The organism is Flavobacterium sp. WC2509 (assembly GCF_052683105.1).
This window is the reverse complement of sequence record NZ_JBQZFG010000001.1, coordinates 4,139,264-4,165,933: the sequence shown is the minus strand read 5'-3', so window position 1 is coordinate 4,165,933 and position 26,670 is coordinate 4,139,264. Positions and strand designations below refer to the sequence as shown.

At 31.5% G+C, this 26,670-nt stretch carries 18 protein-coding genes and 3 tRNA genes; 12 read left to right on the top strand and 9 right to left on the bottom strand.

Going from position 1 to position 26,670, the window contains the following annotated elements:
* Positions 1 to 24 precede the first annotated feature (24 nt).
* Complete coding sequence (locus ACUN3A_RS17220; RefSeq protein ID WP_445552518.1) at positions 25 to 4,401, bottom strand: translocation/assembly module TamB domain-containing protein; 4,377 nt, start codon at positions 4,399 to 4,401, stop codon at positions 25 to 27.
* Positions 4,402 to 4,668: 267 nt separating this feature from the next.
* Here ACUN3A_RS17220 and tsaD point away from each other — a divergent pair, with 267 nt between their 5' ends.
* From tsaD to ACUN3A_RS17190, 6 genes are all read left to right on the top strand, one after another.
* The gene (gene tsaD / locus ACUN3A_RS17215; RefSeq protein WP_445552517.1) at positions 4,669 to 5,691 is read left to right on the top strand and encodes a tRNA (adenosine(37)-N6)-threonylcarbamoyltransferase complex transferase subunit TsaD; all 1,023 of its coding nucleotides are present in this window, start codon (positions 4,669 to 4,671) and stop codon (positions 5,689 to 5,691) included.
* A 2-nt stretch (positions 5,692 to 5,693) separates the two neighbouring features.
* The gene (locus tag ACUN3A_RS17210) at positions 5,694 to 6,401 is read left to right on the top strand and encodes a 16S rRNA (uracil(1498)-N(3))-methyltransferase (protein ID WP_445552516.1); all 708 of its coding nucleotides are present in this window, start codon (positions 5,694 to 5,696) and stop codon (positions 6,399 to 6,401) included.
* A 6-nt stretch (positions 6,402 to 6,407) separates the two neighbouring features.
* Complete coding sequence (locus ACUN3A_RS17205) at positions 6,408 to 7,046, top strand: DUF4159 domain-containing protein (protein WP_445552515.1); 639 nt, start codon at positions 6,408 to 6,410, stop codon at positions 7,044 to 7,046.
* A 130-nt stretch (positions 7,047 to 7,176) separates the two neighbouring features.
* A complete protein-coding gene (locus ACUN3A_RS17200; RefSeq protein ID WP_445552514.1) occupies positions 7,177 to 8,268 on the top strand; it encodes an AI-2E family transporter in 1,092 nt (363 codons plus the stop codon).
* Between the two features lies 1 nt (position 8,269).
* Positions 8,270 to 9,451 carry a THUMP-like domain-containing protein gene (locus ACUN3A_RS17195; protein WP_445552513.1) on the top strand — a complete coding sequence of 394 codons (1,182 nt, stop codon included), beginning with the start codon at positions 8,270 to 8,272 and terminating at the stop codon, positions 9,449 to 9,451.
* Positions 9,452 to 9,453: 2 nt separating this feature from the next.
* On the top strand, positions 9,454 to 10,020 hold the full coding sequence (locus tag ACUN3A_RS17190; protein WP_445552512.1) for a hypothetical protein: 567 nt from the start codon (positions 9,454 to 9,456) through the stop codon (positions 10,018 to 10,020).
* Positions 10,021 to 10,091: 71 nt separating this feature from the next.
* On the opposite strand, the gene ACUN3A_RS17185 is transcribed toward ACUN3A_RS17190, so the two are convergent.
* From ACUN3A_RS17185 to ACUN3A_RS17175, 3 genes are all read right to left on the bottom strand, one after another.
* Positions 10,092 to 10,259: a hypothetical protein gene (locus ACUN3A_RS17185; RefSeq protein ID WP_445552511.1), complete on the bottom strand. Its 168-nt coding sequence runs from the start codon at positions 10,257 to 10,259 to the stop codon at positions 10,092 to 10,094.
* Positions 10,260 to 10,484: 225 nt separating this feature from the next.
* A complete protein-coding gene (locus ACUN3A_RS17180) occupies positions 10,485 to 11,138 on the bottom strand; it encodes a M15 family metallopeptidase (RefSeq protein ID WP_445552510.1) in 654 nt (217 codons plus the stop codon).
* Positions 11,139 to 11,285: 147 nt separating this feature from the next.
* Complete coding sequence (locus ACUN3A_RS17175) at positions 11,286 to 12,296, bottom strand: substrate-binding domain-containing protein (protein ID WP_445552848.1); 1,011 nt, start codon at positions 12,294 to 12,296, stop codon at positions 11,286 to 11,288.
* Positions 12,297 to 12,701: 405 nt separating this feature from the next.
* On the opposite strand from ACUN3A_RS17175, the gene ACUN3A_RS17170 reads away from it, so the two are divergent.
* Both ACUN3A_RS17170 and uxuA read left to right on the top strand, forming a co-directional pair.
* Positions 12,702 to 13,514, top strand: a complete 813-nt coding sequence (locus ACUN3A_RS17170; RefSeq protein ID WP_445552509.1) for an SDR family oxidoreductase — start codon at positions 12,702 to 12,704, stop codon at positions 13,512 to 13,514.
* A gap of 32 nt (positions 13,515 to 13,546) precedes the next feature.
* Positions 13,547 to 14,722 (top strand): mannonate dehydratase, encoded by a 1,176-nt coding sequence (gene uxuA, locus ACUN3A_RS17165; RefSeq protein WP_445552508.1) that lies wholly within the window; start codon positions 13,547 to 13,549, stop codon positions 14,720 to 14,722.
* Positions 14,723 to 15,506: 784 nt separating this feature from the next.
* Here uxuA and ACUN3A_RS17160 read toward each other — a convergent pair.
* The 3 genes from ACUN3A_RS17160 to ACUN3A_RS17150 form a co-directional block, all read right to left on the bottom strand.
* Positions 15,507 to 15,580: transfer RNA gene (locus ACUN3A_RS17160), tRNA-Arg, on the bottom strand.
* A 31-nt stretch (positions 15,581 to 15,611) separates the two neighbouring features.
* A tRNA-Pro gene (locus ACUN3A_RS17155) sits at positions 15,612 to 15,686 on the bottom strand.
* A 77-nt stretch (positions 15,687 to 15,763) separates the two neighbouring features.
* Positions 15,764 to 15,847: transfer RNA gene (locus ACUN3A_RS17150), tRNA-Ser, on the bottom strand.
* Positions 15,848 to 16,188: 341 nt separating this feature from the next.
* Between ACUN3A_RS17150 and ACUN3A_RS17145 the strand changes: the two genes are divergently transcribed.
* Positions 16,189 to 17,370 (top strand): acetyl-CoA C-acyltransferase, encoded by a 1,182-nt coding sequence (locus tag ACUN3A_RS17145; RefSeq protein WP_445552507.1) that lies wholly within the window; start codon positions 16,189 to 16,191, stop codon positions 17,368 to 17,370.
* Between the two features lie 109 nt (positions 17,371 to 17,479).
* Positions 17,480 to 18,241: a C40 family peptidase gene (locus ACUN3A_RS17140; protein WP_445552506.1), complete on the top strand. Its 762-nt coding sequence runs from the start codon at positions 17,480 to 17,482 to the stop codon at positions 18,239 to 18,241.
* A gap of 158 nt (positions 18,242 to 18,399) precedes the next feature.
* Here ACUN3A_RS17140 and ACUN3A_RS17135 read toward each other — a convergent pair whose 3' ends face one another.
* Together ACUN3A_RS17135 and gyrA are read right to left on the bottom strand one after the other, a co-directional pair.
* On the bottom strand, positions 18,400 to 19,665 hold the full coding sequence (locus ACUN3A_RS17135) for a tetratricopeptide repeat protein (protein WP_445552505.1): 1,266 nt from the start codon (positions 19,663 to 19,665) through the stop codon (positions 18,400 to 18,402).
* Between the two features lie 36 nt (positions 19,666 to 19,701).
* Complete coding sequence (gene gyrA / locus ACUN3A_RS17130; RefSeq protein WP_445552504.1) at positions 19,702 to 22,350, bottom strand: DNA gyrase subunit A; 2,649 nt, start codon at positions 22,348 to 22,350, stop codon at positions 19,702 to 19,704.
* 262 nt (positions 22,351 to 22,612) lie between these two features.
* Here gyrA and ACUN3A_RS17125 point away from each other — a divergent pair, with 262 nt between their 5' ends.
* Positions 22,613 to 25,159, top strand: coding sequence for an ATP-dependent Clp protease ATP-binding subunit (locus ACUN3A_RS17125; RefSeq protein ID WP_445552503.1), 2,547 nt, complete (start codon positions 22,613 to 22,615; stop codon positions 25,157 to 25,159).
* 139 nt (positions 25,160 to 25,298) lie between these two features.
* Positions 25,299 to 26,669, top strand: coding sequence for a 30S ribosomal protein S6--L-glutamate ligase (rimK, locus tag ACUN3A_RS17120; RefSeq protein WP_445552502.1), 1,371 nt, complete (start codon positions 25,299 to 25,301; stop codon positions 26,667 to 26,669).
* Position 26,670: the final 1 nt, after the last annotated feature.

The window sequence follows — 26,670 nt, the reverse complement described above, 5'->3', positions numbered from 1 at the left end:
TAAATACTAACAGTATACCAAAATTTAATCCTCATCAGGAAGAACTGCATCCTGATTAACTTTAGGTTTTTCAACATTTGGAGTAACCGGTTTTGTAAATTTGATAAAATCAGGATTCAAATTAGAATCCGAATCACTTTCTTTTACATTTGTTTTATTTCCAGTATCCAGTTTTTTACTCTTAAACATTTTATCGACTAATTCCCTAAAACTATCAAAATCGACCTCATAAGAAATACCAACACCTTGGGTATACCCAATATCTTGTCCTATATAATTAATATCATTTTCTTTATTGAAAAAATGTAAATTAAAAGACCCATCATCATTTATTCTATACTTAACATCTATATTTCCAACTACTGACAATTCATGAACACCTCCAAACGGCACTCCTATTTTTCCATTTATTGTAATTCTTTCATTTACTTTAGAAGAAACAATAGCTTCAAAACGACCGTCTGTTTGAGAGGTTGGCCTATTATCTGGGGAAACAAAATTAAAGTTCATTTCGAATTTTTCGTTTGTAGAATGAACAATGCCTCCTAGCATACTTGATGCCGTTTCATACAAACTCGAAGCAACAGCTTGACTGGAACCATCTTTACTCAAGAAACTTCCTGTTGATAATAAATACAAAGCTTGCGTTTGTCTAACATCTTTATCTGATAATTCAGTCTCTAATTCTGATTTCATAACGCTTTTAATCGTTGGAAATTCAATCATAAAGTCTGGTTCTGGGTGAGACAAATCACCATGAAGCCCAATAACAACTTCTACATCTATTTTTTTATTGACGCTTGAATTTTCTAGCAATAAAGCTGGATTTGCCGAAGTTTTATAAACAGCCTCAAGATTCAATTGCGCTCTCATTGGATCTCCTTCCCAAACGATCGAACCTCCTTTTCTGACGTTAAACTTTTTATCAATTAAACCACCGTATTTAAAATTATAAGTTCCATCATAAGGCAAGAAATCTCCCCACATTTTAAAACCTCCCAACGTATTTATTTTGAATAATAAATTTCCGTTGCCTCTCCCTTTCATACCGTGCCCTGAATTTCTATCCAAAATCACTTCAACCTCTGCATTTGGAGTAATCTCCAAATCAAACTCTAATTCAAGACCATTATAGTTTTTAGTATTTTCAACTATTCCTTTTTGCAAATTAAATTTTTCTTTAGGAGTGATAAAGTGTATAAAACTATTTTCACTAATACTTTCTGCACTATTTATTGGAATCTTAAGTATCGAACCTTTTTCAGATTTAGCATCTACTTTTATAACCAAACCATTGGTTGGACCTTTAATAGTAGCGCTACCATTAATAAATGCGGTACCAAAATAAGCCGCATCCTCACTATCTTTAGTATCTAACACTAAAAATCTTTTAGTATTAATAGCTAAATCCAACTTCCAATCTGAAAAATTCTTGTGCTCTACTACTCCATTCAAAGTACCAACTGTGTTAAACTTAGTATCCGTCAGTATATTATTTCTAAATAGAAACTTTTCATCTGTCAAATCAATTACAGTTTTTTCTTTTAATGCATAGTCAACATTCAAATACGGTATACTCAAACCTCCATTATTAACATAAAGACGCCCATTGATATCAGGTTTTTTTACCGAGCCTCCAATGGTAGCATTACCAGACACCATACCTCTTATATTTGAAATAACATCTCCTCCCAATGAACTTAAAGTAGCTAAATTGAAACGATCAAATTTTAAATTCAAATCAAATAATGTTTCTTTATTTACAATTTCAAAACTTCCATCAGCGCTAAAAGATTCAAAATCTTTATTCTCAATAGTAGAATACAATGTAAATTTCTTTAAATTCTCATCTCCTTTTATATCAAATTTCAAAACACCAAGTTCATAATTATTAACTTTTAAATCATCAATTACTAACGATGCAGTTGGCTTATACACCAGTTTGTTTTGGTTGAAATTGACTCTACCATTTAGCTTACCTCTAACGTCAAAACTCTCCTGAGCTGATGTCAGCGCATTGACATCGAAATTCTTAAATTCAAGATTTATATCTTTATAGGAGTCACCTTTAAACATCCCATTAAGCTTTACTTCTTGGTCTGCATTAGAAAATATAAAATCATCGAGGGTGAACTCATGCAATTGCTTATCAAATAGTATTCGGTTATTAGAGGAATTTTGCTCATTCAAAAACCACAAACTATTTTTTAATTTAATTTCAGACTTACTAAAACCAATAACATTCTTATTATTCTTATCAATAGTATGATATAAATCCAAATTAAAATAATCATCCCCTTTTGAACCACCTTTAAATTCAGTTCTAAAAAACAAAGTGTCTTTTGAGGTAACATTAATTAAACTAAAATCTCGAATTTTATACATTTTGGTTTTTATACTATCCAATTCGATATACGCATTATACAACGGATTTTTATTATCGATAGAAACTCGGATATTATCAAATGAGTTATCTGCAGCCGTTATGGTAGGAGAGTTAAAATTGAACTTAAATTCATTGCTGTCTGAATTAATAATTCCTTTGACAACAGTGTTTTCACTTATTTTTATTTTCGGAAAAAAGACTTCAACAATTTTGTTATAGACTTCAAAATTAAATTTTAAAAACTGACCTTTCTTTACTTTTATAGGCTTGTAGTTCGTATAAAGACTTCCTAACGAGTTTGAAACTAAATCTTTTAATGCAGCAAATTTAAACTTCCCAACAATTGTTCCATTAGTTATATCTGGAGCGTTAATTGTTATTGTACGAATTCTATTTTCATCAAAACTTGAATTTAAATTAAAATCATTAAATTGATAAGTGTTTTTTGAATTGGTGTAACAAGCATTATTTAAATAAATATTTCCATAAAGATCTTCAATGGAATTCCCTTGAACATCGACAATTACATCTCCATTTAATTTAGAGATTGTATCGCTTACAAAATGTAATTTATGTAATTCTGCATTATCAATTTTTATCTGAAAATCATATTGGCTCACTTTTTTGCTTAAATTAACCAAACCATCAAAATTCATTTTTAAATTAGGATCATTTACAATAATCGAACCTTTGTATATTGGTAATTTAAAATTACCGTTTAGTTTTATGTTTTTATAATTATAACCATTATAGGCAATTTTAGAAACATCCCCTTTTAAAGAAGTATCTAAGTACTTTTCTGAAAATCCTTTACCATCAACATCTAAATTCAAACTAACTATAGATAAATCCTTCTCATCTAATAATTTACCAATATTAAATTCATTCAAAACAACATAACCTATATAGGCAACTTTGCTGCTTTGATCCATATTGACGATTTTTAATTTTGATTTTACTGCTCCTAAAGTAGTTTTTGCTACAAAATTAGCATGTACCGAAGTTGTAGTAACCTGAGTATTACCTACTAATGAAACATTTCCTAATTTCTTTACTATAACAGGTAAGCTTTTACCCAAAACATTAGGCAATATATTTACTAAATCAGCATAATTAGTAGTTAAGTGATCAAACTTTCCATTCATATAGAATTTTTGATACTGATTCCCTAAAAGGTTTTTAAAATTTATAAAACCCATTAATCTTGTACCTTTATTATCATTCAAACTTAGATCCAAAAGTTTCAAATTATTTAAAGGTCCTGTAATATGGGTTCTAAGATTAAAAATTCTATTTTTATTTAATTCATTGTAAAAACATCGAACATCATTCGAGGCAATTTTAGCTGAATTCAATTTAAAATCAAACTCAACTTTATTCACAAAATCTGAAAAATCTTCAATTTCATAATTCAACGCAGCATAACCTTTTATAGTAGACTCTTCGGTTTTTAATTCCAATTTATCCAATATCATGTGCTGTTGAGTAAAACTATAATTTCCTTTTAAACTTTTAATATACACACCCCTATGATCCAAAAAAGACATTTTTTGAATATTAGCGTATATTTCAGGACCAAATATTTTAAAATTGGTAAGGGAAATTTTCAATCGGGTAAAATCTACAGCCTTTGGAGTTTCATGATTTTCGTCAGTCAAAATAAATCTACCGTTTGACAAATCGATACTCGAAGCGCTTAACATAAATTTCTTCTTCGAAGGTGTTTTACTTGTACCAAAAGCATCAATAAAATAATCCAGATTGCTCTTTTTTTCGTTTTTATAGGTTTTTAAATTAAAAAGAACGCCGTCCATAGCCAAGTCGCCAAAAACCAAATCAGCATCCAACATTTTTTTAAACCCAAGAATGGTAGTATTTATTCTTTTGGTATAAATTAAAGTATCCTTATGGTGGTCAATAATGAGGACATTTTTTAGTTTTACGCCTCCAAAAACGGTAAGTTGCACTCCATCAACATTCATGTGCAAACCAAAGTCATCATTGATGCTTTTCATAAAATACTGCGCCATTTTGGTTTGAACAAAAGGCATTGTAATAGCTATAAAAAGTACTAACAAAAGTAATATTAGTCCAACGAAAGTACGGAATACTATTTTTTTAATCTTTTTGATACGTGTAGTTTTTGTTTTTTTGGTACAAATAAATTATTTGCCTCTGGAAATGCTAATATCTTAACTAAAAAATCTTTAATTTTGGCACAGCTGTAAAAATACTATTTTTATGGTAATTCATCAAATATACTTCAAAATTCATCTGTTTATATGCAAATTCCTGAGGTTTTTATACTTGCAATAGAAAGTTCGTGCGATGATACTGCTGCTGCTGTATTATGTAACGACAAAGTACTCTCTAATGTTGTTGCCAACCAGTTAATTCATAATCAATATGGAGGAGTAGTTCCAGAACTAGCTTCTCGCGCTCATCAACAAAATATTGTACCTGTAATTGAAGCTGCATTAAAAAAAGCAAATATTAAAAAGGAACAATTATCTGCAATAGCATTTACACAAGGACCTGGACTTATGGGATCTCTTTTGGTAGGGAGTTCATTTGCAAAATCAATGGCATTGGCATTAGGAATACCTTTAATAGCTGTAAACCATATGCATGCCCATATTTTGGCACATTTTATAGAAGAAGAAGGCTTTGACAAGCCCGAATTTCCATTTTTAGCATTAACAATTAGTGGCGGACATACCCAAATTGTAAGAGTTGATGATTTTTTTGACTTAACAATAATAGGAGAAACTACAGATGATGCTGTAGGTGAAGCATTTGATAAAAGTGCAAAAATACTAGGACTTCCCTATCCTGGTGGACCATTAGTTGATAAATATGCTCAATTGGGAAATCCAAAAGCCTTTCCTTTTACCAAACCAAAAGTTCCTGGATTAGACTTTAGTTTCTCAGGATTAAAAACGGCTATTTTATATTTTATTCAAAAGAAAAAAATAGAAAATCCTGCTTTTATTGAAGAAAATCTAAATGACATCTGCGCTTCCATCCAACATACAATTATTGAAATTTTAATGGATAAATTAAAGATTGCTGTCAAAGAGACAGGAATTAAACAAATAGCAATCGGAGGCGGTGTTTCTGCCAATTCTGGAATTCGAAATACATTAAAAGAAACAGAAAATAAATACGGTTGGAAAACCTTTATTCCAAAATTTGAATACACAACCGATAATGCTGCAATGATTGGAATTGTAGGTTATCAAAAGTTTTTATCCCAAAAATTTGAAACGGCTGCAGTTGTTTCTAAAGCAAGAATACAATTTTAATTATGCAATTATTTTACAATCCAACCATAAACGAAACTACTACAACTTTTTCTTTTGACAAAGAAGAAAGCAAACATATTATTAAAGTTTTACGTAAAAAAGACAGCGATATTCTTCATGTAACTAATGGCTTAGGATTACTTTTTAAAACAGAAATTACTTTAGCGTCAGATAATAAATGCACCGTTAAAATATTATCTATTGAAAAAACTGAAACTCCAAAATACAAATTACATCTTGCAGTTGCTCCAACAAAAATGAACGACCGTTATGAATGGTTTCTTGAAAAAGCTACAGAAATTGGCATTCATGAAATCACTCCGATTATTTGTGATCGATCGGAAAGAAAAGTAATTAATATTGATAGATTTGAAAAAATCATTCTTTCGGCAATGAAACAATGCAATCAAATGTATCTACCTAAATTAAATCCAGCTATTACATTAAAAGAGTTTTTGAAAACTGAAAAAAGTGGAACATTATTAATTGCACATTGCGAAGAAACAAATAAAAAATCCCTAAAATCAGTACTTACACCTAGTACTGATTATACCATATTAATTGGACCTGAAGGAGATTTCTCAAACAAAGAAATTACATTAGCACTTGAGAATAAATACATTCCTGTATCGTTAGGCGAAACAAGATTACGAACAGAAACTGCCGCTATCGTTGCTTGCCATAGTGTAGTTTTTACTAATGAAGATTAGATTTATATGAAAAAAGTATTGCTTGTATTCTTGTTCATTTCATTTTCTTGTTTATCACAAGAAATTGCTTTGTTGAAATACAATGGTGGTGGCGATTGGTATGCAAATCCGACCTCATTACCCAATTTAATAAAATTTTGCAATACGACTATCAATACTCAAATAAATCCAAAACCCAGAACTGTAGAGCCCAGTAGTCCCGATTTACTTTCTTATCCATTTGTACACATGACAGGTCATGGAAATGTTGTGTTTAGCGATGCTGATGTAGCCAACCTTAGAAAATATTTGCTAGCTGGAGGATTTTTACATATTGACGATAATTATGGTATGGATCAATACATTCGTAAGGAAATAAAAAAAATATTTCCAAATGACAACATGATCGAAATCCCATCTACTCATCCTATATTTCAAAAGCCTTTTGTTTTTCCGAACGGTTTACCAAAGATTCATGAACATGATGGAAAAAGACCTCAAGCTTTTGGGATTTTCATAGAAAACAAATTGGTTTTACTTTATACTTATGAATGTGATCTTGGTGATGGTTGGGAAGATGCTGAAGTACATAACGACCCTTTAGAAGTTCGTGAAAAAGCATTAAAAATGGGAGCCAATATCATCAATTACATTTTTACCAATTGATTTTTAGTTAAGAAATAAACGACCTTAAAATAATCTACATAAATAATTTAGAACAAAATTATTTATGGCTTTTAAATTTAAAACTCGCATCGTATAAGCGAGTTTTTTTATCTTTATAACAAAAAACTACATGATAACATCCAAAATTATTGCAAATGGTATAGTTAGAGCGATTGCAATTTTAATTTTAGCTGCATTATTACTTTATTTTCTATATCAAATACAAAATATAATAATTTATCTTTTAGTTTCCTTAATACTAACTTTAATTGGTTCTCCAATTTTAGATTTTTTGAAGAGAAGACTAAAATTCAAACACACAATAGCAACAATAGCGGTCTTATCTATTTACTTTTTAACCATATTGGGTTTTATAATGATGTTTATTCCTTTGATAATTTCTCAAGGTCAAAATTTATCTCTTTTAAATACAGCCGAAATAGAAAAAGACAGTTTGGAATTAATTCAAAAGATAAACACTTTTTTTGCACAACACCATATAGATTCAGCTAAATTCTTTGACCCAAACAACTTAAAGTCATTTGTTAATTTCAACACAGTACCTAATTTTTTAAATTCCATTTTAGGTACAATCAGTAATTTCGGTATGGCATTTGGTGCCGTTTTGTTTATTACTTTTTTCTTTCTTAAAGACAGGGAAATAATTTTAAAAGGAGCCAAACTATTAATTCCTGATTCACATGAAGATAAAATATTAAATTCTGTAGAAAAAATAAACCTATTACTTTCAAGATATTTCATTGGGCTACTAATACAATTATTTGTCGTTTTCATACTCTATACTATTGTTTTATTTATTTTCGGAATACCTAATGTATTAGTTATAGCCTTTTTATGTGCCGTTTTAAATATTATACCGTATTTAGGACCGTTAATTGCTTCTGTGTTTGCAGCAGTTTTAACGATGCTAAGTAATTTAGGTTCCGATTTTCAATCAGAAATATTACCAACAACCATTTATGTATTAATAGGATTCTGGATTGTACAATTAATAGACAATAACTTTTCACAACCTATTATTTTTTCAAAAAGTGTAAGCTCTCATCCGCTTGAAATTTTCCTAGTCATATTAATTGCTGGTTTCTCATTTGGAATTTTAGGAATGATTATTGCAATTCCATTATACACCATTTTAAAAGTAGTTTGCAAAGAATTTTTCCCCAACAATGCATTTATACAGCACATAACAAAAAATATATAAATTGAACTTAGACCTTTTAAATCCTAAAATACAGGAATTTATAGATTTAAATATTGGAGCTTCTATTTCAAAATTAGCCCTTCAAAAAAATCCATTCCCAGAAGTTGAATGGATTTCAATTTTAAATCAAATTGCTGCAAAATCAAAAGCAAAGAGTAAATTACCGACTTGGTTTTCGACTGCAAATATTATTTATCCAAGCAAAATTTCGGTAGAACAAACTTCTTCCGAAATCACTGCATTATACAAAGCTTCGCTAGTTTCTGGTGAAAATTTAATTGATTTAACGGGAGGATTTGGAATTGATGATTATTACTTTTCTAAAAAAATAAAAAACATTGTACATTGTGAAATAAATACTGAACTATCTAATATTGTTTCACATAACTTTAATCAATTAAATAATAAGTTTATTACTTGTTACTCAGGAGATAGTTCTGAAACTCTGGCAAAATTAGAAACAAAATGGGATTGGATATACATTGATCCCTCTAGAAGAAGTGACACCAAAGGCAAAGTTTTTATGCTAAAAGACTGTTTACCAAATGTACCCGAAAATCTAGATTTTTATTTTGAAAAAGCCGATTCAATATTAATAAAAACAGCTCCAATACTAGATATTTCTGCCGGCATAAATGAATTAAAGCATATCAAATCAATACATATTATTGCGGTAGAAAACGAAGTAAAAGAATTACTATGGGAACTAAACAAGCATTATAATGGTACGATTGCAATTAAATCAGTAAATCTTCTAAAAGAAACTACAGAAACATTCGAATTTAATTTGGATGAAAATCATGAGTTACCTAGCTTTAACTTACCCAAAAAATACTTATACGAACCTAACAGTGCAATTATGAAATCTGGAGGATTCGACCAAGTTGCTACATCTTATAAATTAGATAAGCTTCATAAACATTCACATCTTTACACTTCAGATGAATTAGTTTCTTTTCCTGGGAGAATTTTTGAAATACAAAAATGCATCCCTTATGCAAAAAATGAAATGAAACACTATTTAGAAAATCAAAAAGCGAATATAACAACTCGAAATTTTTCTGATTCAGTAGAAAATATTCGAAAAAAATGGAAAATAAAAGATGGTGGAAATTTATATTGTTTTTTTACAACCGATGAAAATAATACTAAAATTGTTTTAATTTGCGACAAAATAAAATAAAAATGAAATACATATTGGTTCTAGCATTTTGCTTTTTAAGTTCTTCCATTTTCGCTCAAAAACCTTGTGAATATGCAACAAACGTCACCGATTCTATTGGTACCTATAAAATTACAAAAGAGTATCTAATTCACGAAAAAGTCTTTGGAGGCAATTCTAGCTACATCTTTTGTTCTTTAGCTTTAACCGACGGTTTGCCTACACTAACTGTTCAAATAATACAAAAAAGTAAAGACTTTTTAAAAGCAAATTGTTTTGACAAAAATTCAAAAATTTATCTTCAACTTCAAAATGGAAAAATTGTAACATTAATCCATATTGATCAAGAAAGTTGTGGTACTATGCTTCGAGATGATAAAGGTTTTGATAATAGGGTAAAATCTGGAATTTTTATGTTCTCCAAAGAGAATTATGAAGAATTAAAAACATCTCCAGTACTATTGATGCGAATAAAATACCTAACAGATACAGAAGACTATGTATTTAAAAAAGAATTTACTGCAGAGTTAGACGGAAAAACATACCAACCTGAAACCTATTTCATAAATAATATTCGTTGTATTCAATAAAACTAAAGTATAAAAAGGAAAAACCATCAAATGAATATTCATTTGATGGTTTTTCCTTTTTATACCGTATCTTATTTTTGAAAATTATTTAGCTTATCCATATTGACCACATAATTTTTGACATTTCGTACCACCATAGGAACTAATAAACCAACAACTAAAACTTCAACAAATGTAATTCCAGATTTATTTTCAGGTCCAATACATTTAAAAAAACTATTTTGTAATATACTTTTCATTTACCGATTATATTCTTTGTACTAGATTATCAAATTAAAACATAAATCATTATTATTAAATGATCAAAAATGCTAAAATAAAAAGATATTTTTATAAAATTACAATAAAACCGATGAAATACATGTTTTAACCATATTTTAAACCATAATCCTACAAATACACGCAACTTCCAAATACTTAAGGGCTTATAAAATATACTTATTTAAGAAAAAAAACGGAAATAATTATTTGCATTCCCATTTAAAATTTGAAACAGTATCATGTAAACCTGCTTTCAAATTATAATGCCACCATTCTGAATCAAAAGAATTAAAATGTTCTTTATCCATAACTTTTCTCAATAAATTTCTATTGTTTTTAATTTCTTTAGAAAACCCAGGAAAATCATGTCCCGCTTCTTTACCAAAAAAATCAAATGTAGTCCCCATATCTAATTCATTTCCATCAAAATCTACCAAAGTAATATCTACCGCTCCCCCTCTATTGTGGATAGAACCTTTTGCAGGATTAGCGACATATTGAGGATCCGAGACAATTGCCCACATTCGTTTTTGAATATCCAATGGGCGATAACAATCGAATAATTTAATCTTAAAGCCTTTCTTTACAAATCTTTCATTAGCTAAAATCAATGCTTTTACAGTCTTGTAGCGCAGATAACACTCAGCACAATCATAAACTTTAGCTTTCAAAAAATTATCACTCGTTGCGTATTTCATATCATAAACAAAATCCGAACTATACTCTTTTAAATTAACAAAAGTAGTATCATTCACTGTTTGTAAAGTCACAGTTTTGGCAACTGTATTTTGAGCAAAACAATTTCCAAAAAAAACAAAACAAAATGAAGCAAACAAAAATTTCCAGTAGGATATCATATCAAATATTTTTTATAAAAATAGGGAATTTAAATGATTGAACTTAATGAAGAAAATACAAATCAACTATTTATCAATACATTAATAAACAAAAAGATAGTTTAAATTTAAATTAAAAAAACAATTTGATTTCGATTAGAACTGTGTTTATTTGCTTAAACCCATGCTATAATTTTCTTTTACAATTATATCTAATGGCATAAAATGGGTAGCCTCTAGATTTTCATGCAAAATTATTTTTTTATACAGATACTGCACACCAGTATATCCTTGTTCTTCAGGTTTTTGATTGATTAAAAAATCAATTATTCCAGAATTTAAATAAGTAATATTTTCTTTTAAAAGATCATATCCAATTATTCTTATCCCTTTTATATTTTGTTGCTCTAAAAATTGAGCCACAATGTATGCTCTAGAATTAGGAACAAATATACTGCTGCTATTTTTAAACATTTCCAAAGTGAGCTGACTACTGTCTGAATCATTAATAGTAATTTCAGAAAAGTTAAAATTAGTTAGTTCTGCATGCTCTTCAAAAAAAGTATAAAATCCTTTAATACGTTGCAAATAAACCGAAGTACTATCTATTTCCTGAGCAATTTTAACAATAAGCACATTACGTTCGTTTTTTACAGCAAAACTAATTAGTCTTCCTGCTAAATAGCCGCTTTTAAAAGCATCCTGACCAATATAAAAATGAGATATTTCACTTTTAATATCTGAGTCAATCATTACTACAGGTGTATTTTTCTTTTTATATTTTTCTAAAAACAAAAGTGATTCTTCATGAAAAATAGGAGAAAACAACAATCCTTCGCATTCAAAATCTATTACTTTAGAAAACATATTTTGAAATGAACTACTGTCAAAATCATAAAAAAAGTAATGCAATTCGATGCCAAATTTTCCAAAATCTTCACCTGCCTTTTTAACTCCATTCAGTTGACTCTCCCAATATTCTAGTTTTTCAAACTTTGGTAAAAAAACAGCAATTCTCGATTTTTTATTGGAAGCTAAATTACTTGCAAAAATATTTCGTTTAAAACCGTGTTTTTCAATAATAGCATTTACGTTATCAATGTTCTCTTGCGATACCTGTCCCCGATTGTGAATAATCCTATCCACTGTTCCTGGAGAAACATTCGCTAATTCAGCTATTTTTTTTATTGTTATGATATTCTTAGACTTTAGGTTAAATAATTTATAGAAAGTTCCAAAATTAATTTTTTTATTTCAAAAAACGCTTTTTAAATTTAACTTTTTACATATATTTGCAACATCCGTGTACGCACACGTAACAACAACAGTATATCAAGAAAAAGTAACACGATTGGAGAAATACTCTTTTCTTATTTGTTGAAAAATATTTAAATTCTAAGTTTTGTATTGTGACCGTGTACGCACACGAATATTAAAATTTTATGTTTAAAAAAATGTATTTGGAAAAACTGCTTTGTCTTTTACAGCTGAAACATTTAAATAAAAACAGTTAATAATTAAAAAACCTGTTTAGAATAAAAACAATACGTAGCATATTAAAAACCATAAAAAACAATTAATAAAATGAATTCAATATTAAATTTAGAAGGGAAAATTGCGCTTATTACTGGAGGTGCAGGAGTTTTAGGCAGCAATATGGCTGAAGTTTTAGCAAAACAAGGTGTTATCACAGGAATTGTTGGACTTACACTAGAAGAAGCACAAGTTGCAGTTGATCGTATAGAAAGTAATGGCGGTAAAGCTTTTGCTGTAAAAGGAAACGTTTTAAAAACTGAAGACCTAGAAGCAATTAAAGAATTAATCGTTGAAAAATATGGTCGATTAGATATTTTAATAAATGCTGCTGGAGGAAATATGCCTGGAGCAACAATCGCACCAGATCAAGCTTTTTATGATTTAAAAGTAGGAGATGTACAAAAAGTTTTAGACTTAAACATTATTGGAACTATGCTTCCTACACAAATATTTTCAGAACTTTTTGCTAAACAAAAAAGTGGTATAATTATTAATATTTCATCAGCTTCAGCAGATAGACCTTTAACTAGAGTTGTTGGTTACTCAGCTTCTAAAGCAGCAATTGACAATTTTACAAAATGGACAGCTGTTGAATTAGGTTCAAAATATGGTGAAGGTATCCGCGTTAATGCTATAGCTCCTGGATTCTTTATTGGCGAACAAAACAGAGCATTATTACTTACACCAGAAGGAGACTTAACTGCAAGAGGTATTAAAATTATTGATCATACTCCAATGGGAAGATTTGGTGTACCACAAGATTTAGACGGAGTATTGTTATTTTTATGCAGTGATATGTCAAAATTTGTAACTGGTACCATAATTAAAGTTGACGGTGGATTTGGTGTATCAAGTATTTAAAACGATAGTAATAAATTAAAAAATATAAAAAAATGGAACAAACATGGCGTTGGTACGGTCCTAAAGATCCCGTATCGTTATCAGATGTAAGACAAGCTGGAGCAACAGGAATTGTATCAGCATTACACCATATTCCTAACGGTGAAATATGGACAATCGATGAAATCAATCAAAGAAAGCAAACTATTGAGAGCGCTGGATTGACTTGGAGTGTAGTGGAAAGTATTCCTGTACATGAAAATATAAAAACACGCTCAGGAAATTACCTTATTTACATTGAAAATTACAAAAAAAGTATCGAGAATTTAGCTAAATGTGGAATCGGTATTGTATGTTACAACTTTATGCCTGTTTTAGATTGGACAAGAACCGATTTAGAATTTGAAGTAGAGGATGGATCTAAAGCCCTACGTTTTGATGTGATTGCTTTTGCTGCTTTCGAACTATATCTATTAAAACGCCCAGGAGCTGTAGACACTTATCCAGCAGCTATACAATCAGAGGCAAAAATCTATTTAGAAAAACTTTCTGAGTCAGAACAAAAAACTTTGGTAAAAAATATTATCGCAGGATTACCTGGTGCAGAGGAAGGATATACATTGGAGCAATTCCAAACCATTTTAAATACATATGCTGCTATTGATGCTCCAAAATTAAGAGAAAATTTAGTTTCTTTTCTAAAAGAAATTATTCCAGTTGCCGCTCAAAATAATGTTATGATGTGTATTCATCCTGACGATCCACCTTACCCTATTTTAGGATTACCAAGAGTTGTAAGTACTGAAGATGATTATGCTCATTTATTTTCTGAAGTTCCACATATTTCAAACGGAATTACTTTTTGTACAGGTTCATTAGGTGTGAGAGCTGATAATGATTTAGTACAAATATTTAAGCGTTTTGCCGATAGAGTACATTTTTTACACCTAAGAAGTACAAAACGTGACGAAATAGGAAACTTTTACGAAGCTAATCACTTAGAAGGAGACGTAGATATGTTTGGAGTTATCAAAGAAGTTATAGCCGAGGAAAACAGACGTAAAGCTGAAGGAAGAAAAGATGCTTTAATTCCGATGCGCCCAGATCACGGTCATCAAATGCTGGATGATTTGAAGAAAAAAACAAACCCTGGATATTCTGGAATTGGCCGTTTAAGAGGTCTAGCCGAATTACGCGGATTGGAAATGGGAATTGCAAAAAGTTTATAATAAACTATAATCCACCTTCACATTTTTGCAAAACAGAATTGTGCAAGGTGGATTTTTTTTTCAATAGTCTATCAATTGATAAGAAATATAAATTTTCTAATCACAATTACTATCTTTTACTATTTAGCTGCATTATAACGACAGCAAACTTCATTAATACTTCAAGCTGACTCACAATTAAGCTTTTCGATTCTAATATTTTTCATTTTTATACAACTCAGGCTTTTCAATAATTATTGGAATGAACGATGCAATACTTTTTCTTTAAATTGCATACCCTGTTTCTGAATTCCCATTTTAATTATTACATAATCGATTTTACTTAAAGATACAAACCAATCAGGTCATAGAATAGCGTAATCTAACTTTGAGTCTTACAATCAAGCCTAATGCTCTCTATAAGGAACTAAAACACTTTTAAGGACATTTCATTACCTTATTCAACTCATGGCAACAAATAAAGACACATCCTGTTAATCTGCTTTAAATTAAGCTATTTTTTGTTTTGTGGAAATGGTTTTTTATTGTGGACAAAATGGTTGCATTTGCAAAAGAAATCGTTTTTTACTTTCGTTTATTTTAGTGTAAAATTCACCTAACTAGCTTCAATAGTTTTTCGAATGCATAGCAATAAGCTCGATTTCAATTTTCATGTTCGTAGTTTGCTCATTTTATGGTCAAGGATTTGATAAATTTGTGCAAACTATGTGCAAACTTTTATACTAAAAGGACACTTTTAAAGAAAGTGTATAAAACAGAAAAGCCCCAATTAAGGGGCTTTTTGTGAACGCAGAAGGATTCGAACCTTCGACCGCCTGCTTAGAAGGCAGGTGCTCTATCCAGCTGAGCTATGCGTCCATTTGTTTTAAAACTTATAGAAAAGTTTCAGTCGGGGTGGCAGGATTCGAACCTGCGGCCTCCTGCTCCCAAAGCAGGCGCGATAACCGAGCTACGCTACACCCCGAAAAACAGTACAAATATTATTTTATGAATACCTTAATTAAGATTTAAATCTTGCTAAGATTCTTAAAATAAAAAATGCGGAGGGACAGGGACTCGAACCCTGGCACCGATCACTCGATGACAGTTTAGCAAACTGCTCCATTACCACTCTGGCACCCCTCCAAAACCTTAGGAAACGTGTCCTGTTTTGCGGTTGCAAACTTAAGACATGTTTACGTTTCTCACAACTATTTCAACACTTTTTTTTTATTTTTTTTAGCATTTAACCAAAAAGAGTTCACAATCAAAGATATAGCAACCAACAAAAAAACAGCATAACGAAGCTATTTTACTTCTCTAACAATATAACTAAAGATTATCTCTGTTTTTTAGAATATACATTTTACAAATTAATATAAGATAGCATAAAAACAAACTTAAAAACAGCTTCATTAAATATGTTTTAATTTATTAATATTATAAAAAAGGCTAAATTTGCTATACAAATCAACATAATAATAAAGATGAATAAAAGAGTTGTTATCGTTTCTGCTGTTAGAACACCAATTGGTAGTTTTATGGGAGGATTATCTACAGTAACTGCACCACAATTAGGAGCAACAGCCATAAAAGGAGCTTTAAACAAAATACAATTAGACCCAAACTTAGTTGACGAAGTTTTTATAGGCAACGTAATTCAAGCCGGGGTAGGTCAAGCTCCAGCTCGCCAAGCTGCGATTTACGCAGGATTATCGACAGAAGTAGCATGTACCACCGTAAACAAAGTTTGCGCCTCAGGAATGAAAGCTATCATGCTAGGAGCTCAAGCTATACAATGTGGAGATGCAGAGATTGTCGTTGCTGGCGGAATGGAAAACATGAGTTTAATTCCTCATTATATGCATTTGAGAAGCGGTACTAAATTTGGACCAAGCACTATGCAAGACGGATTACAAAAAGACGGACTAACAGACGCTTATGACAACAATGCGATGGGAGTTTCTGCCGATCTTTGTGCTACAGAATACAAAATTAGCAGAGAAGACCAAGATCAATTCGCTATTCAATCATACGAACGCTCAACAAAAGCATGGAGCGAAGGCAAATTCGACAATGAGATAGTCCCTGTTACAATTCCACAAAGAAGAGGAGAACCAATTCTTTTTTCTAAAGATGAAGAGTACACTAATGTTTCCTTAGAAAAAATACCAACCTTAAATCCTGTATTCACAAAAGATGGAACTGTAACTGCCGCAAATGCATCTACAATTAATGATGGTGCAGCAGCTATTGTATTAATGAGTGAAGAAAAAGCCATTTTATTAGGTCTAAAACCATTGGCTTACATAAAAGGATATGCTGATGCCGCCCAAGAACCTAAATGGTTTACAACGAGTCCTGCAAAAGCACTCCCAAAAGCATTAGCAAAAGCCAATTTAACATTAGACGAAATTGACTTTTTTGAATTCAATGAAGCATTTTCAGTGGTTGGATTAGCCAATTCGAAAATACTTGGACTAGATAATTCAAAAGTAAATATCAATGGAGGAGCGGTCTCGTTAGGCCATCCACTAGGTTGTTCAGGAACACGCATAATTGTTACTTTATTAAATGTTCTCGAACAAAATAATGCCAGATATGGAGCAGCTGCCATTTGTAACGGAGGCGGTGGAGCATCTGCTTTAGTTATTGAAAGAAACATTTAATAAATATTCCTTTTTAAATAAAAATAAAATAATTAAATAAATACGAATCGAAAATCACTATTTTTACGTACTTTTTGATTCGTATTTATTTTTAATCTAATTTATATAAATGTTCGGAATTTGTAATTTAGCCATGATTCCACTTCGTGCTGAAGCCAGTGATAGAAGCGAAATTGTTTCTCAAGTCTTATTTGGAGAACATTTTGAAGTTTTAGAACAACAAAAGCAATGGTCTCATATCAAAACGCAATACGACCAATACGAAGGCTGGATAGACACCAAACAATTTCAAATAATCACAGAATCAAACTACACACAACTTTCATCAGATGCTATAATTCTGAATGCAGATTTGATTGAATATATCTTAGCACCATCTAATTTATTAATTCCAATTCCACTTGGAGCATCTTTATCATTCTTGAACCATCCAGAGATGAATCCACTTCCTTTTGATTTTGAAGGAACAAAAATAAGCGGTATAAAGCCAAAGAATAATCTTCTTAATTCAGCCTTTATGTATTTGAATGCTCCATATTTATGGGGAGGAAAAACACCTTTTGGAATAGATTGTTCCGGTTTTACACAAATGGTATACAAACTTAACGGTTACAAATTACTAAGAGATGCATCCCAACAAGCAACACAAGGAGAGGCTTTAAGTTTTATTGAAGAAAGCGAACCAGGTGATTTGGCGTTTTTTGACAATGACGAAGGCAACATCACTCACGTAGGAATCATAATGGAAAACAACTATATCATTCACGCCAGTGGCAAAGTTCGAATTGATCGTTTAGACCACTTAGGAATCTACAATGCCGAAAGCAACAAACATACCCATAAACTTAGAGTGATTAAAAAAATAATCTAAAAAAAGAGAGAGAATCATTCTTATATCATTTTGATATTTTTCGTTTAAATAAGGCAACTTTTAAAACCAACAATATCAAAATTATAAAGCTCAAAATTTTATGCAAAAAAAATCCTGCTCTGATTAATTCAGGCAGGATTTTTTACATTTTAAAAGAACTATTTCATTTTCGCTTTCAAAGCTTTATATTGTGGCATCATTTCAAGAGCACTATAAACATTCAATAATGTCTTTGACACATCTTTATTAGCAGGATCTAACTCAACTGCTTTTTCTAAATAAGGAATAGTACTTTTAAACAAATCTTCTCTTTTCTTTTTTAAAGCATTATATTTCTTAGTGTCTTCAGCAGAAGTGCCTAATTTATTCATTTTATCAATGATAGCTTTTTCATCTTCCAACTTCATGGCCGCCAAATTAATATAAGCATTGACATATTTTGGATCTATCTCAATAGCTCTCTTGTAATACTTTTCAGCATCAACATAATTTTTAGCATTTGCATTTATAACCCCTAAATTAAAAACCAAAGATACATCATTTGGATTTTTCTCTAATACTTGAGTAATCAATTTTTGATAAGTAACCATATCTTTAGTTTCAAGATACAAATTAGCCTCTGTTAATATCAAAGAAGCATCATCAGGATTAGCGATCCTAGCCTCAGAAACAGCTTTTTTAGCTTCATCAATCTGACCTTTGCTAACATAAATCAAAGTGATATTTTTATAAATCTCACCTCTTTTAGAAGGAACACTTTCAGATCTTGGTTTTTCATGCGTCCCTAACTTAATCATCTTATCTCTTTCAGCAGCTGTATTATAAACGTCTTCTTTACCATTCACTTTACTTACTGCATAATAATAAGTTGCTTTTCCTGAAAAATTTAATTTCTTTAATTCTTCATATAATTTAAGAGCCTTATCATATTCTTTTGCTCCCACATAAGTTGATGCCGCATAGTATAAATTTATAGTGTCTTTTTTCTCTAATAAATAAGCTTCATAAAGCTTTTGAGCACCTTCGGCATTCTTATTAACTTTGGTATCCTCTATTGCTGAGTTAATCAACCTTCCTTTAACCCCAAAAATTGAATTTGCAGCTTGTGTTGAATATTTTATTTTCCCAGAAGCCTTCTCAACCTCAATCAGGTCTTGATAAGTCTTTGCCGCTATCTGCAAATTTTTCTCTGTATCTACATTTTTTTTGATTAAGTCAAAATACGCATTCCCTTTTAGAAACAAAAACTGCGCTTTATCAGCATCATTAGCTATTAAACTTTCAGCTCCTGTTAAAATTGTTATCGCTTCATTAGACTTCCCTTCTTTTAATGCTTTTTCAGCAGCTGTAAGTTCTTTCTTTTGAGCAAAACCAGCTACTGATAAAAATAATGCTGACGCAATTATTACATATCTATTTTTCATATTAATCTATTTTATATTTAATTATTTACTATTTAATTAAGCTTCATCATCATTATCCTCTTCATCCGCATCGTCTTCCTCAATTTCTTCTTCAGAATCATCTTCGTCATCATCTTCAACTACACCATCATCTTCTAGAATTTCAAGTACCGGTTTCACCCTTTCAATACCTTCTACTTCAATAACATTTCCATCTTCATCAACAACAACTTCTTCAACGTCATCTTTCATTACTTTCGTAACAGCTGCAATCGAATCTTTTCCTTTCAGATTAATCAATTTAACTCCCTGAGTAGCACGTCCCATAACACGTAAATCTTCAATAGCCATTCTGATTGTTAATCCTGATTTATTAATAATCATCAAATCATCAGCATCGGTTACAGCACTAATAGAAATCAACTTTCCAGTTTTCTCGGTAATATTCAAAGTTTTAACTCCTTTACCTCCACGATTTGTAATTCTATACACATCTTCGCCATCTTCATCAACTAATTTGGTACGTTTACCATATCCGTTTTCTGTAACAACTAAAATTTGCGAATCATTGATATCATTTTTATCTACAGTAACCATACCAATTACTTCATCAGTATCATCTTTCAAAGTAATTCCACGAACTCCAGAAGCTGTTCTTCCCATTGGACGTGTTTTAGTTTCTTCAAAGCGAACTAATTTTCCAGATTTCACCGCCAAAATAATTTGACTTTCACCATTAGTTAATTTTGCTTCTAATAATTCATCACCTTCTTTAATAGTAATAGCAGCAACACCATTTACTCTAGGTTTAGAATATTTCTCTAGAGACGTTTTCTTAACCTGACCTTGTTTAGTCACCATTACAAGGTTATGACTGTTGATATAGTCTTTATCTTTCAAGTCCTGAGTACAAATGAATGCTTTTACCTTATCATCACTTTCAATGTTGACTAAGTTTTGGATCGCTCTACCTTTAGCGGTTTTACTTCCTTCTGGAATTTCATAAACACGCATCCAGAAACATTTTCCTTTTTGAGTAAAGAACATCATATATTGATGATTAGTCGCTACAAACATGTGCTCTAAGAAATCCTGATCTCTTGTTCCTGCACTTTTTTGACCAACCCCTCCTCTATTCTGTGTTTTGTACTCCGTTAGATTTGTACGTTTGATATAACCCGCGTGTGAAATTGTAATAACTACATTCTCATCGGCAATTAAATCTTCGATACTTACATCTCCACCAGAATACTCAATTTGTGAACGACGTTCATCACCATATTTCTCACGAATCTCTTCAAGCTCTTCTTTGATTAAAGCAGTTCTTAAATCTACATCCGCTAATAAAGCTTTCAAATGTTCGATTAACTTCATCAATTCCTCGTACTCAGCTCTTAACTTGTCTTGCTCCAGACCAGTTAACTGACGTAAACGCATTTCTACAATAGCACGCGCTTGAATATCAGATAATTTAAATCTTTCGATTAATTTTTCACGAGCTTCTTCGGTATTTTTAGAACCTCTAATTAACGCAATTACTTCATCGATATTATCAGAAGCAATAATTAAACCTTCTAAAATATGCGCTCTTTCTTCAGCTTTACGTAATTCAAATTGAGTTCTACGAACCACAACATCATGACGGTGCTCAATAAAATAATGAATCATATCTTTTAGATTCAACATTTGTGGGCGACCTTTTACTAATGCAATATTGTTTACACTAAAAGAAGATTGTAATTGAGTATATTTATATAAGGTATTCAAAACCACATTTGGTGTTGCATCACGTTTTAAGATATAAACGATACGCATACCATTTCTATCCGATTCATCACGAATATTAGCAATACCATCAATTTTTTTCTCGTTTACCAAATCCGCCGTACGTTTGATCATATCGGCTTTATTCACTTGGTACGGAATTTCAGTAACGATGATAGATTCTCTTCCATCCACTTCTTCAAAACCAACTTTCGCACGCATTACAATACGCCCTCTACCAGTTTTAAAAGCTTCTCGAACCCCTTCATAACCATATATTATACCTCCAGTAGGAAAATCTGGAGCTTTGATATGAGTCATCAATTCATCTATTTCAATATCATTATTATCAAGATACGCTAACGTACCATTGATAACTTCAGTTAAATTATGAGGAGGCATATTAGTAGCCATACCTACTGCAATTCCGGTAGCTCCATTAATTAACAAAGTAGGAACTCTAGTTGGCATTACTTTTGGCTCATACAAAGTATCATCAAAGTTCAATTGAAAATCAACTGTTTCTTTTTCGATATCAGCCATGATTTCTTCCGAAATCTTTCTCATTCTAGCCTCAGTATAACGCATTGCTGCTGGACTATCACCATCTACAGATCCAAAGTTACCTTGTCCATCAACTAATAAATAACGCATACTCCATTCTTGAGCCATACGCACCATTGCATCATATACCGAAGTATCTCCGTGAGGGTGATATTTTCCTAAAACTTCCCCGACTATTCTAGCGGATTTTTTGTGGGCAGATCTTGAAGTTACTCCTAAATCATACATTCCATAAAGTACTCTTCGATGTACTGGTTTCAATCCATCTCTTACATCAGGAAGTGCTCTTGAGACAATTACCGACATCGAATAATCGATGTAAGCTGATTTCATTTCATCTTCAATGTTAATTGGAATTAACTTTTCTCCGTCAGACATAAATATATACTTAAATTAAAATTATTTTGTATTAAAAAATCCCGCTAATATAACCTTTCTCAATGTTTTTCAAACCATAAATAAACATAAATTTACTAGATTTATTAACAAATTATTATTGCCATTTAGTTAATAAATTAAGTTGTTTTTAGCGCTTTATTCTTCATTTTTTTTGTCAATTAGCAGTAATAGATTTATTAAGGAATGATTTTTGCTTTTAATCATCATGTTTACTAAATTTACATTAACAATATTTAATATTATGGATGATAATTTTTCACCTAGAGTAAAAGACGTTATTACTTATAGCAAAGAAGAGGCTTTGCGCCTTGGGCATGACTTTATAGGTACTGAACATTTGATGCTTGGCATTCTGAGGGATGGTAATGGTAAAGCTATACACATCCTGAACAACCTCTCTATAGATCTTCAGCATTTACGGAGAAAGGTTGAGATCCTAAGCCCAGCTAGCCCTAGCATTGATGTCAATGTAGAAAAGAAAAATTTACATCTGACCCGTCAAGCTGAACGAGCGTTGAAAACGACTTTTTTAGAAGCAAAAGTCTTTCAAAGCTCCTCTATTAGCACAGCACATTTACTGTTGTGTATCTTAAGAAATGAGAACGATCCAACAACCAAGCTATTGAATAAACTCAAAATTGATTATGACGTAGCTAAAGAACAATACATCAATATGACTCCAAACGAAGAAGAATTTTTAGAAAACTTGCCAAAAAACGAATCATATAATGATGATTCAGGACAAGATGACAGTCTCAAAGAAGGTGGTTTTAATAATCCAGCCAATAAATCTAATAAAAAATCTAAAACCCCAGTTCTTGATAACTTTGGGAGAGATTTAACAGAAATGGCAGAGGACGGAAAACTGGATCCTGTAGTTGGACGTGAAAAAGAAATAGAACGTGTTTCTCAAATTTTGAGTCGACGCAAAAAAAACAACCCACTATTAATAGGAGAACCTGGTGTGGGTAAATCAGCTATTGCTGAAGGTCTTGCTTTGCGTATTATTCAAAAGAAAGTTTCTCGTATATTATTCAACAAACGTGTAGTAACTCTTGATTTAGCCAGTTTAGTTGCTGGCACTAAATATAGAGGTCAGTTTGAAGAACGCATGAAAGCAGTAATGAATGAGTTAGAAAAAAACGACGACATTATTCTTTTTATTGATGAAATTCACACTATTGTTGGTGCAGGCGGAGCTACTGGCTCGCTTGATGCTTCAAATATGTTCAAACCTGCTCTATCAAGAGGAGAAATTCAATGTATTGGCGCCACCACTTTGGATGAATACAGACAATATATTGAGAAAGACGGAGCACTCGAAAGACGTTTCCAAAAAGTAATTGTTGAACCAACTTCTGTTGAGGAAACGATTGCAATTTTGAACAATATTAAAAACAAATATGAAGACCATCATAATGTAATTTACACAGATGAAGCTATTGAGGCTTGTGTTAAATTAACGAATCGATACATGTCTGAACGTTTCTTACCAGACAAAGCTATTGACGCATTGGATGAAGCTGGATCTCGAGTTCACATCACCAATATTGACGTTCCTAAACAAATATTAGATTTAGAACGCCAACTGGAAGAAGTTCGCGAATTAAAAAACTTGGTTGTTAAAAAACAAAAATATGAAGAAGCAGCCAAACTTCGTGATGATGAGAAAAAGATAGAAAAAGATTTAGCCATAGCACAAGAGCAATGGGAAGAAGATTCTAAAAGCAATAGAATTGTTGTTACCGAAGATAATGTAGCTGATGTTGTTTCGATGATGACTGGTATTCCAGTGAATAGAATTGCACAAACAGAAAGTAATAAATTAGCCAAATTACCTCAATTAATACAGGACAAAGTAATTGGACAAAATGAAGCTGTATTAAAAATTGCAAGATCCATCCAAAGAAATCGTGCCGGATTGAAAGATCCTAACAAACCAATTGGTTCCTTTATTTTCTTAGGTCAAACTGGGGTTGGAAAAACACAATTAGCCAAAGTTCTTGCAAAAGAATTATTTGATTCTGAAGATGCATTGGTACGAATTGACATGAGTGAATACATGGAGAAATTTGCGATCTCTAGATTAGTTGGAGCGCCTCCGGGATATGTAGGATACGAAGAAGGTGGACAATTAACTGAAAAAGTACGTAGAAAACCTTATTGTGTTGTATTGCTTGATGAGATAGAAAAAGCACATCCAGATGTTTTCAATATGATGTTGCAAGTACTTGACGATGGCTTTTTGACAGATAGTCTAGGTCGCAAAATCGACTTTAAGAACACCATTATCATTATGACTTCTAATGTAGGAGCTCGTCAGTTGAAAGATTTTGGGCAAGGTGTTGGATTTGGTACTGCTGCCAAAGTTGCTCAAGCAGATGATAATTCGAAAAGCATTATCGAAAATGCTTTAAAGAAAACTTTTGCTCCTGAATTTTTAAATAGAATTGACGATGTAATTGTATTTAACACTTTAGAAAAAGAAGATATCAATTTGATTATCGAAATTGAGTTGAAAAAACTATACAGTCGTGTTAATGAATTGGGATATCAACTAAAATTGTCAGACGAAGCCAAAGCATTTATTGCTGATAAAGGATTCGACAAACAGTTTGGAGCAAGACCTTTAAAAAGAGCCATTCAGAAATACGTTGAAGATGCTTTAGCAGAGGAAATTATCACTTCTAAAATCACATCTGGTGACGAAATATTTATGGATATTGAAGAAGGTTCTCAAGAGTTAACTATAAAAGTTCACAAAGCAGAAGAACCTACAAATCAATAATTTAAAACAAAAACACACCTAACAAACCCGTTACGTTTTAATAACATAACGGGTTTATTCTTTATAGGATATTATCGTATTTTTTAAAAACAAATATTTACATTTGATATAAACAAAAAAGAACAACCAAAATTAATTTATGGTACAAAATAAAGTCATACTGGGTAGCGAAGAATGGTGCTCATTTCCAGAATTAGGAATTCCTACAATTAAAGCTCGTGTCGATTCTGGAGCCAAAACATCTGCTTTGCATGCTATTAATATTGCTCCATTTATAAAAAACGATGCTAATTGGGTAAAGTTTGACATTAATCCAATTCAAAATAACATTAAAACAGTTATTCATTGTGAAGCTCCTTTGGTTGGGAAACGTATTGTAAAAAGCTCCAGTGGATTTAGAGAACATCGCTATGTAATCCAAACCAGTATTTCTATTGGAGAGACCAAATGGCCTATAGAAATGACGCTTACCAATAGAGATTCAATGGGTTTCAGAATGCTTTTAGGAAGAGAAGCCATGAGCGGAAGAATCCTTGTTGATCCTGAACAAAAATACCTTTTAGGACAGCCAACTGCTGAAAGCCTAAAAGAATTATATGTAAACTCAGAAAAAGCAAGCTCTGGTTTACGAATTGGCCTTTTGGCCAGTAATCCTGAATTATACAGCAATAAAAGAATTATGGAGGCTGGCGAAATGAGAGGTCATGAAATGCATTTTTTAAACATCAAAGAATGCTACATGAAACTGGACGCAAAAACTCCCGAAATTCATTATCGTGGCGGAAAAATATTAAATCAATTTGACGCCATCATTCCTAGAATCCGCCCAAGTATTACCTTTTATGGTTGTGCTTTAACCCGCCAATTTGAAGCTTTAAAAGTATTTTCTTTAAATTCGTCCACCGCTATTACGCAATCTAGAGATAAATTATACTCTTTGCAATTATTACTTAATCATGGTGTTGATATTCCAACTACAGGATTTGCCAATTCCCCATTGGATACTGATAATTTAATTAAAATGGTAGGAGGTTCACCTCTTATTGTCAAATTATTAGAAGGAACTCAAGGAAAAGGAGTTGTATTGGCAGAAACTAAGAAAGCAGCTGAGAGCGTAATTAATGCTTTCAAAAGCTTAAATGCTAATATACTGGTTCAGGAATTCATTAAAGAAGCCAATGGAAAAGACATTAGATGTTTTGTAATTGATGGTAAAGTGGTTGCTGCGATTCAAAGAGAAGCTATGCCAGGAGAGTTCAGAGCAAACATACATTTGGGAGGAACCGCTTCAGTTATTAAAGTTACCGCTGAAGAGAAAAGAATTGCCATAAAAGCAGCAAAAGCCATGGATCTAAAAGTAGCTGGCGTTGATATTATTCGTTCTTCAAAAGGACCTTTATTACTCGAAGTAAACTCTTCGCCAGGACTTGAAGGAATCGAAGGCGCCACCAATAAAGATATCGCTGGAGAAATGATCAAAGCAATTGAGAAGAACTTTAAGATTAAATAGA

Coding starts and splice junctions, on each gene's coding strand:
- ACUN3A_RS17220 (WP_445552518.1), bottom strand. CDS start 4,401: ATGAAAAGCATCAATGATGACTTTGGTTTGCACATGAATGTTGATGGA.
- ACUN3A_RS17190 (WP_445552512.1), top strand. CDS start 9,454: ATGAAATACATATTGGTTCTAGCATTTTGCTTTTTAAGTTCTTCCATT.
- uxuA (WP_445552508.1), top strand. CDS start 13,547: ATGGAACAAACATGGCGTTGGTACGGTCCTAAAGATCCCGTATCGTTA.
- ACUN3A_RS17205 (WP_445552515.1), top strand. CDS start 6,408: ATGAAAAAAGTATTGCTTGTATTCTTGTTCATTTCATTTTCTTGTTTA.
- ACUN3A_RS17200 (WP_445552514.1), top strand. CDS start 7,177: ATGATAACATCCAAAATTATTGCAAATGGTATAGTTAGAGCGATTGCA.
- ACUN3A_RS17180 (WP_445552510.1), bottom strand. CDS start 11,138: ATGATATCCTACTGGAAATTTTTGTTTGCTTCATTTTGTTTTGTTTTT.
- gyrA (WP_445552504.1), bottom strand. CDS start 22,350: ATGTCTGACGGAGAAAAGTTAATTCCAATTAACATTGAAGATGAAATG.
- ACUN3A_RS17145 (WP_445552507.1), top strand. CDS start 16,189: ATGAATAAAAGAGTTGTTATCGTTTCTGCTGTTAGAACACCAATTGGT.
- ACUN3A_RS17140 (WP_445552506.1), top strand. CDS start 17,480: ATGTTCGGAATTTGTAATTTAGCCATGATTCCACTTCGTGCTGAAGCC.
- rimK (WP_445552502.1), top strand. CDS start 25,299: ATGGTACAAAATAAAGTCATACTGGGTAGCGAAGAATGGTGCTCATTT.
- tsaD (WP_445552517.1), top strand. CDS start 4,669: ATGCAAATTCCTGAGGTTTTTATACTTGCAATAGAAAGTTCGTGCGAT.
- ACUN3A_RS17185 (WP_445552511.1), bottom strand. CDS start 10,259: ATGAAAAGTATATTACAAAATAGTTTTTTTAAATGTATTGGACCTGAA.
- ACUN3A_RS17135 (WP_445552505.1), bottom strand. CDS start 19,665: ATGAAAAATAGATATGTAATAATTGCGTCAGCATTATTTTTATCAGTA.
- ACUN3A_RS17210 (WP_445552516.1), top strand. CDS start 5,694: ATGCAATTATTTTACAATCCAACCATAAACGAAACTACTACAACTTTT.
- ACUN3A_RS17125 (WP_445552503.1), top strand. CDS start 22,613: ATGGATGATAATTTTTCACCTAGAGTAAAAGACGTTATTACTTATAGC.
- ACUN3A_RS17170 (WP_445552509.1), top strand. CDS start 12,702: ATGAATTCAATATTAAATTTAGAAGGGAAAATTGCGCTTATTACTGGA.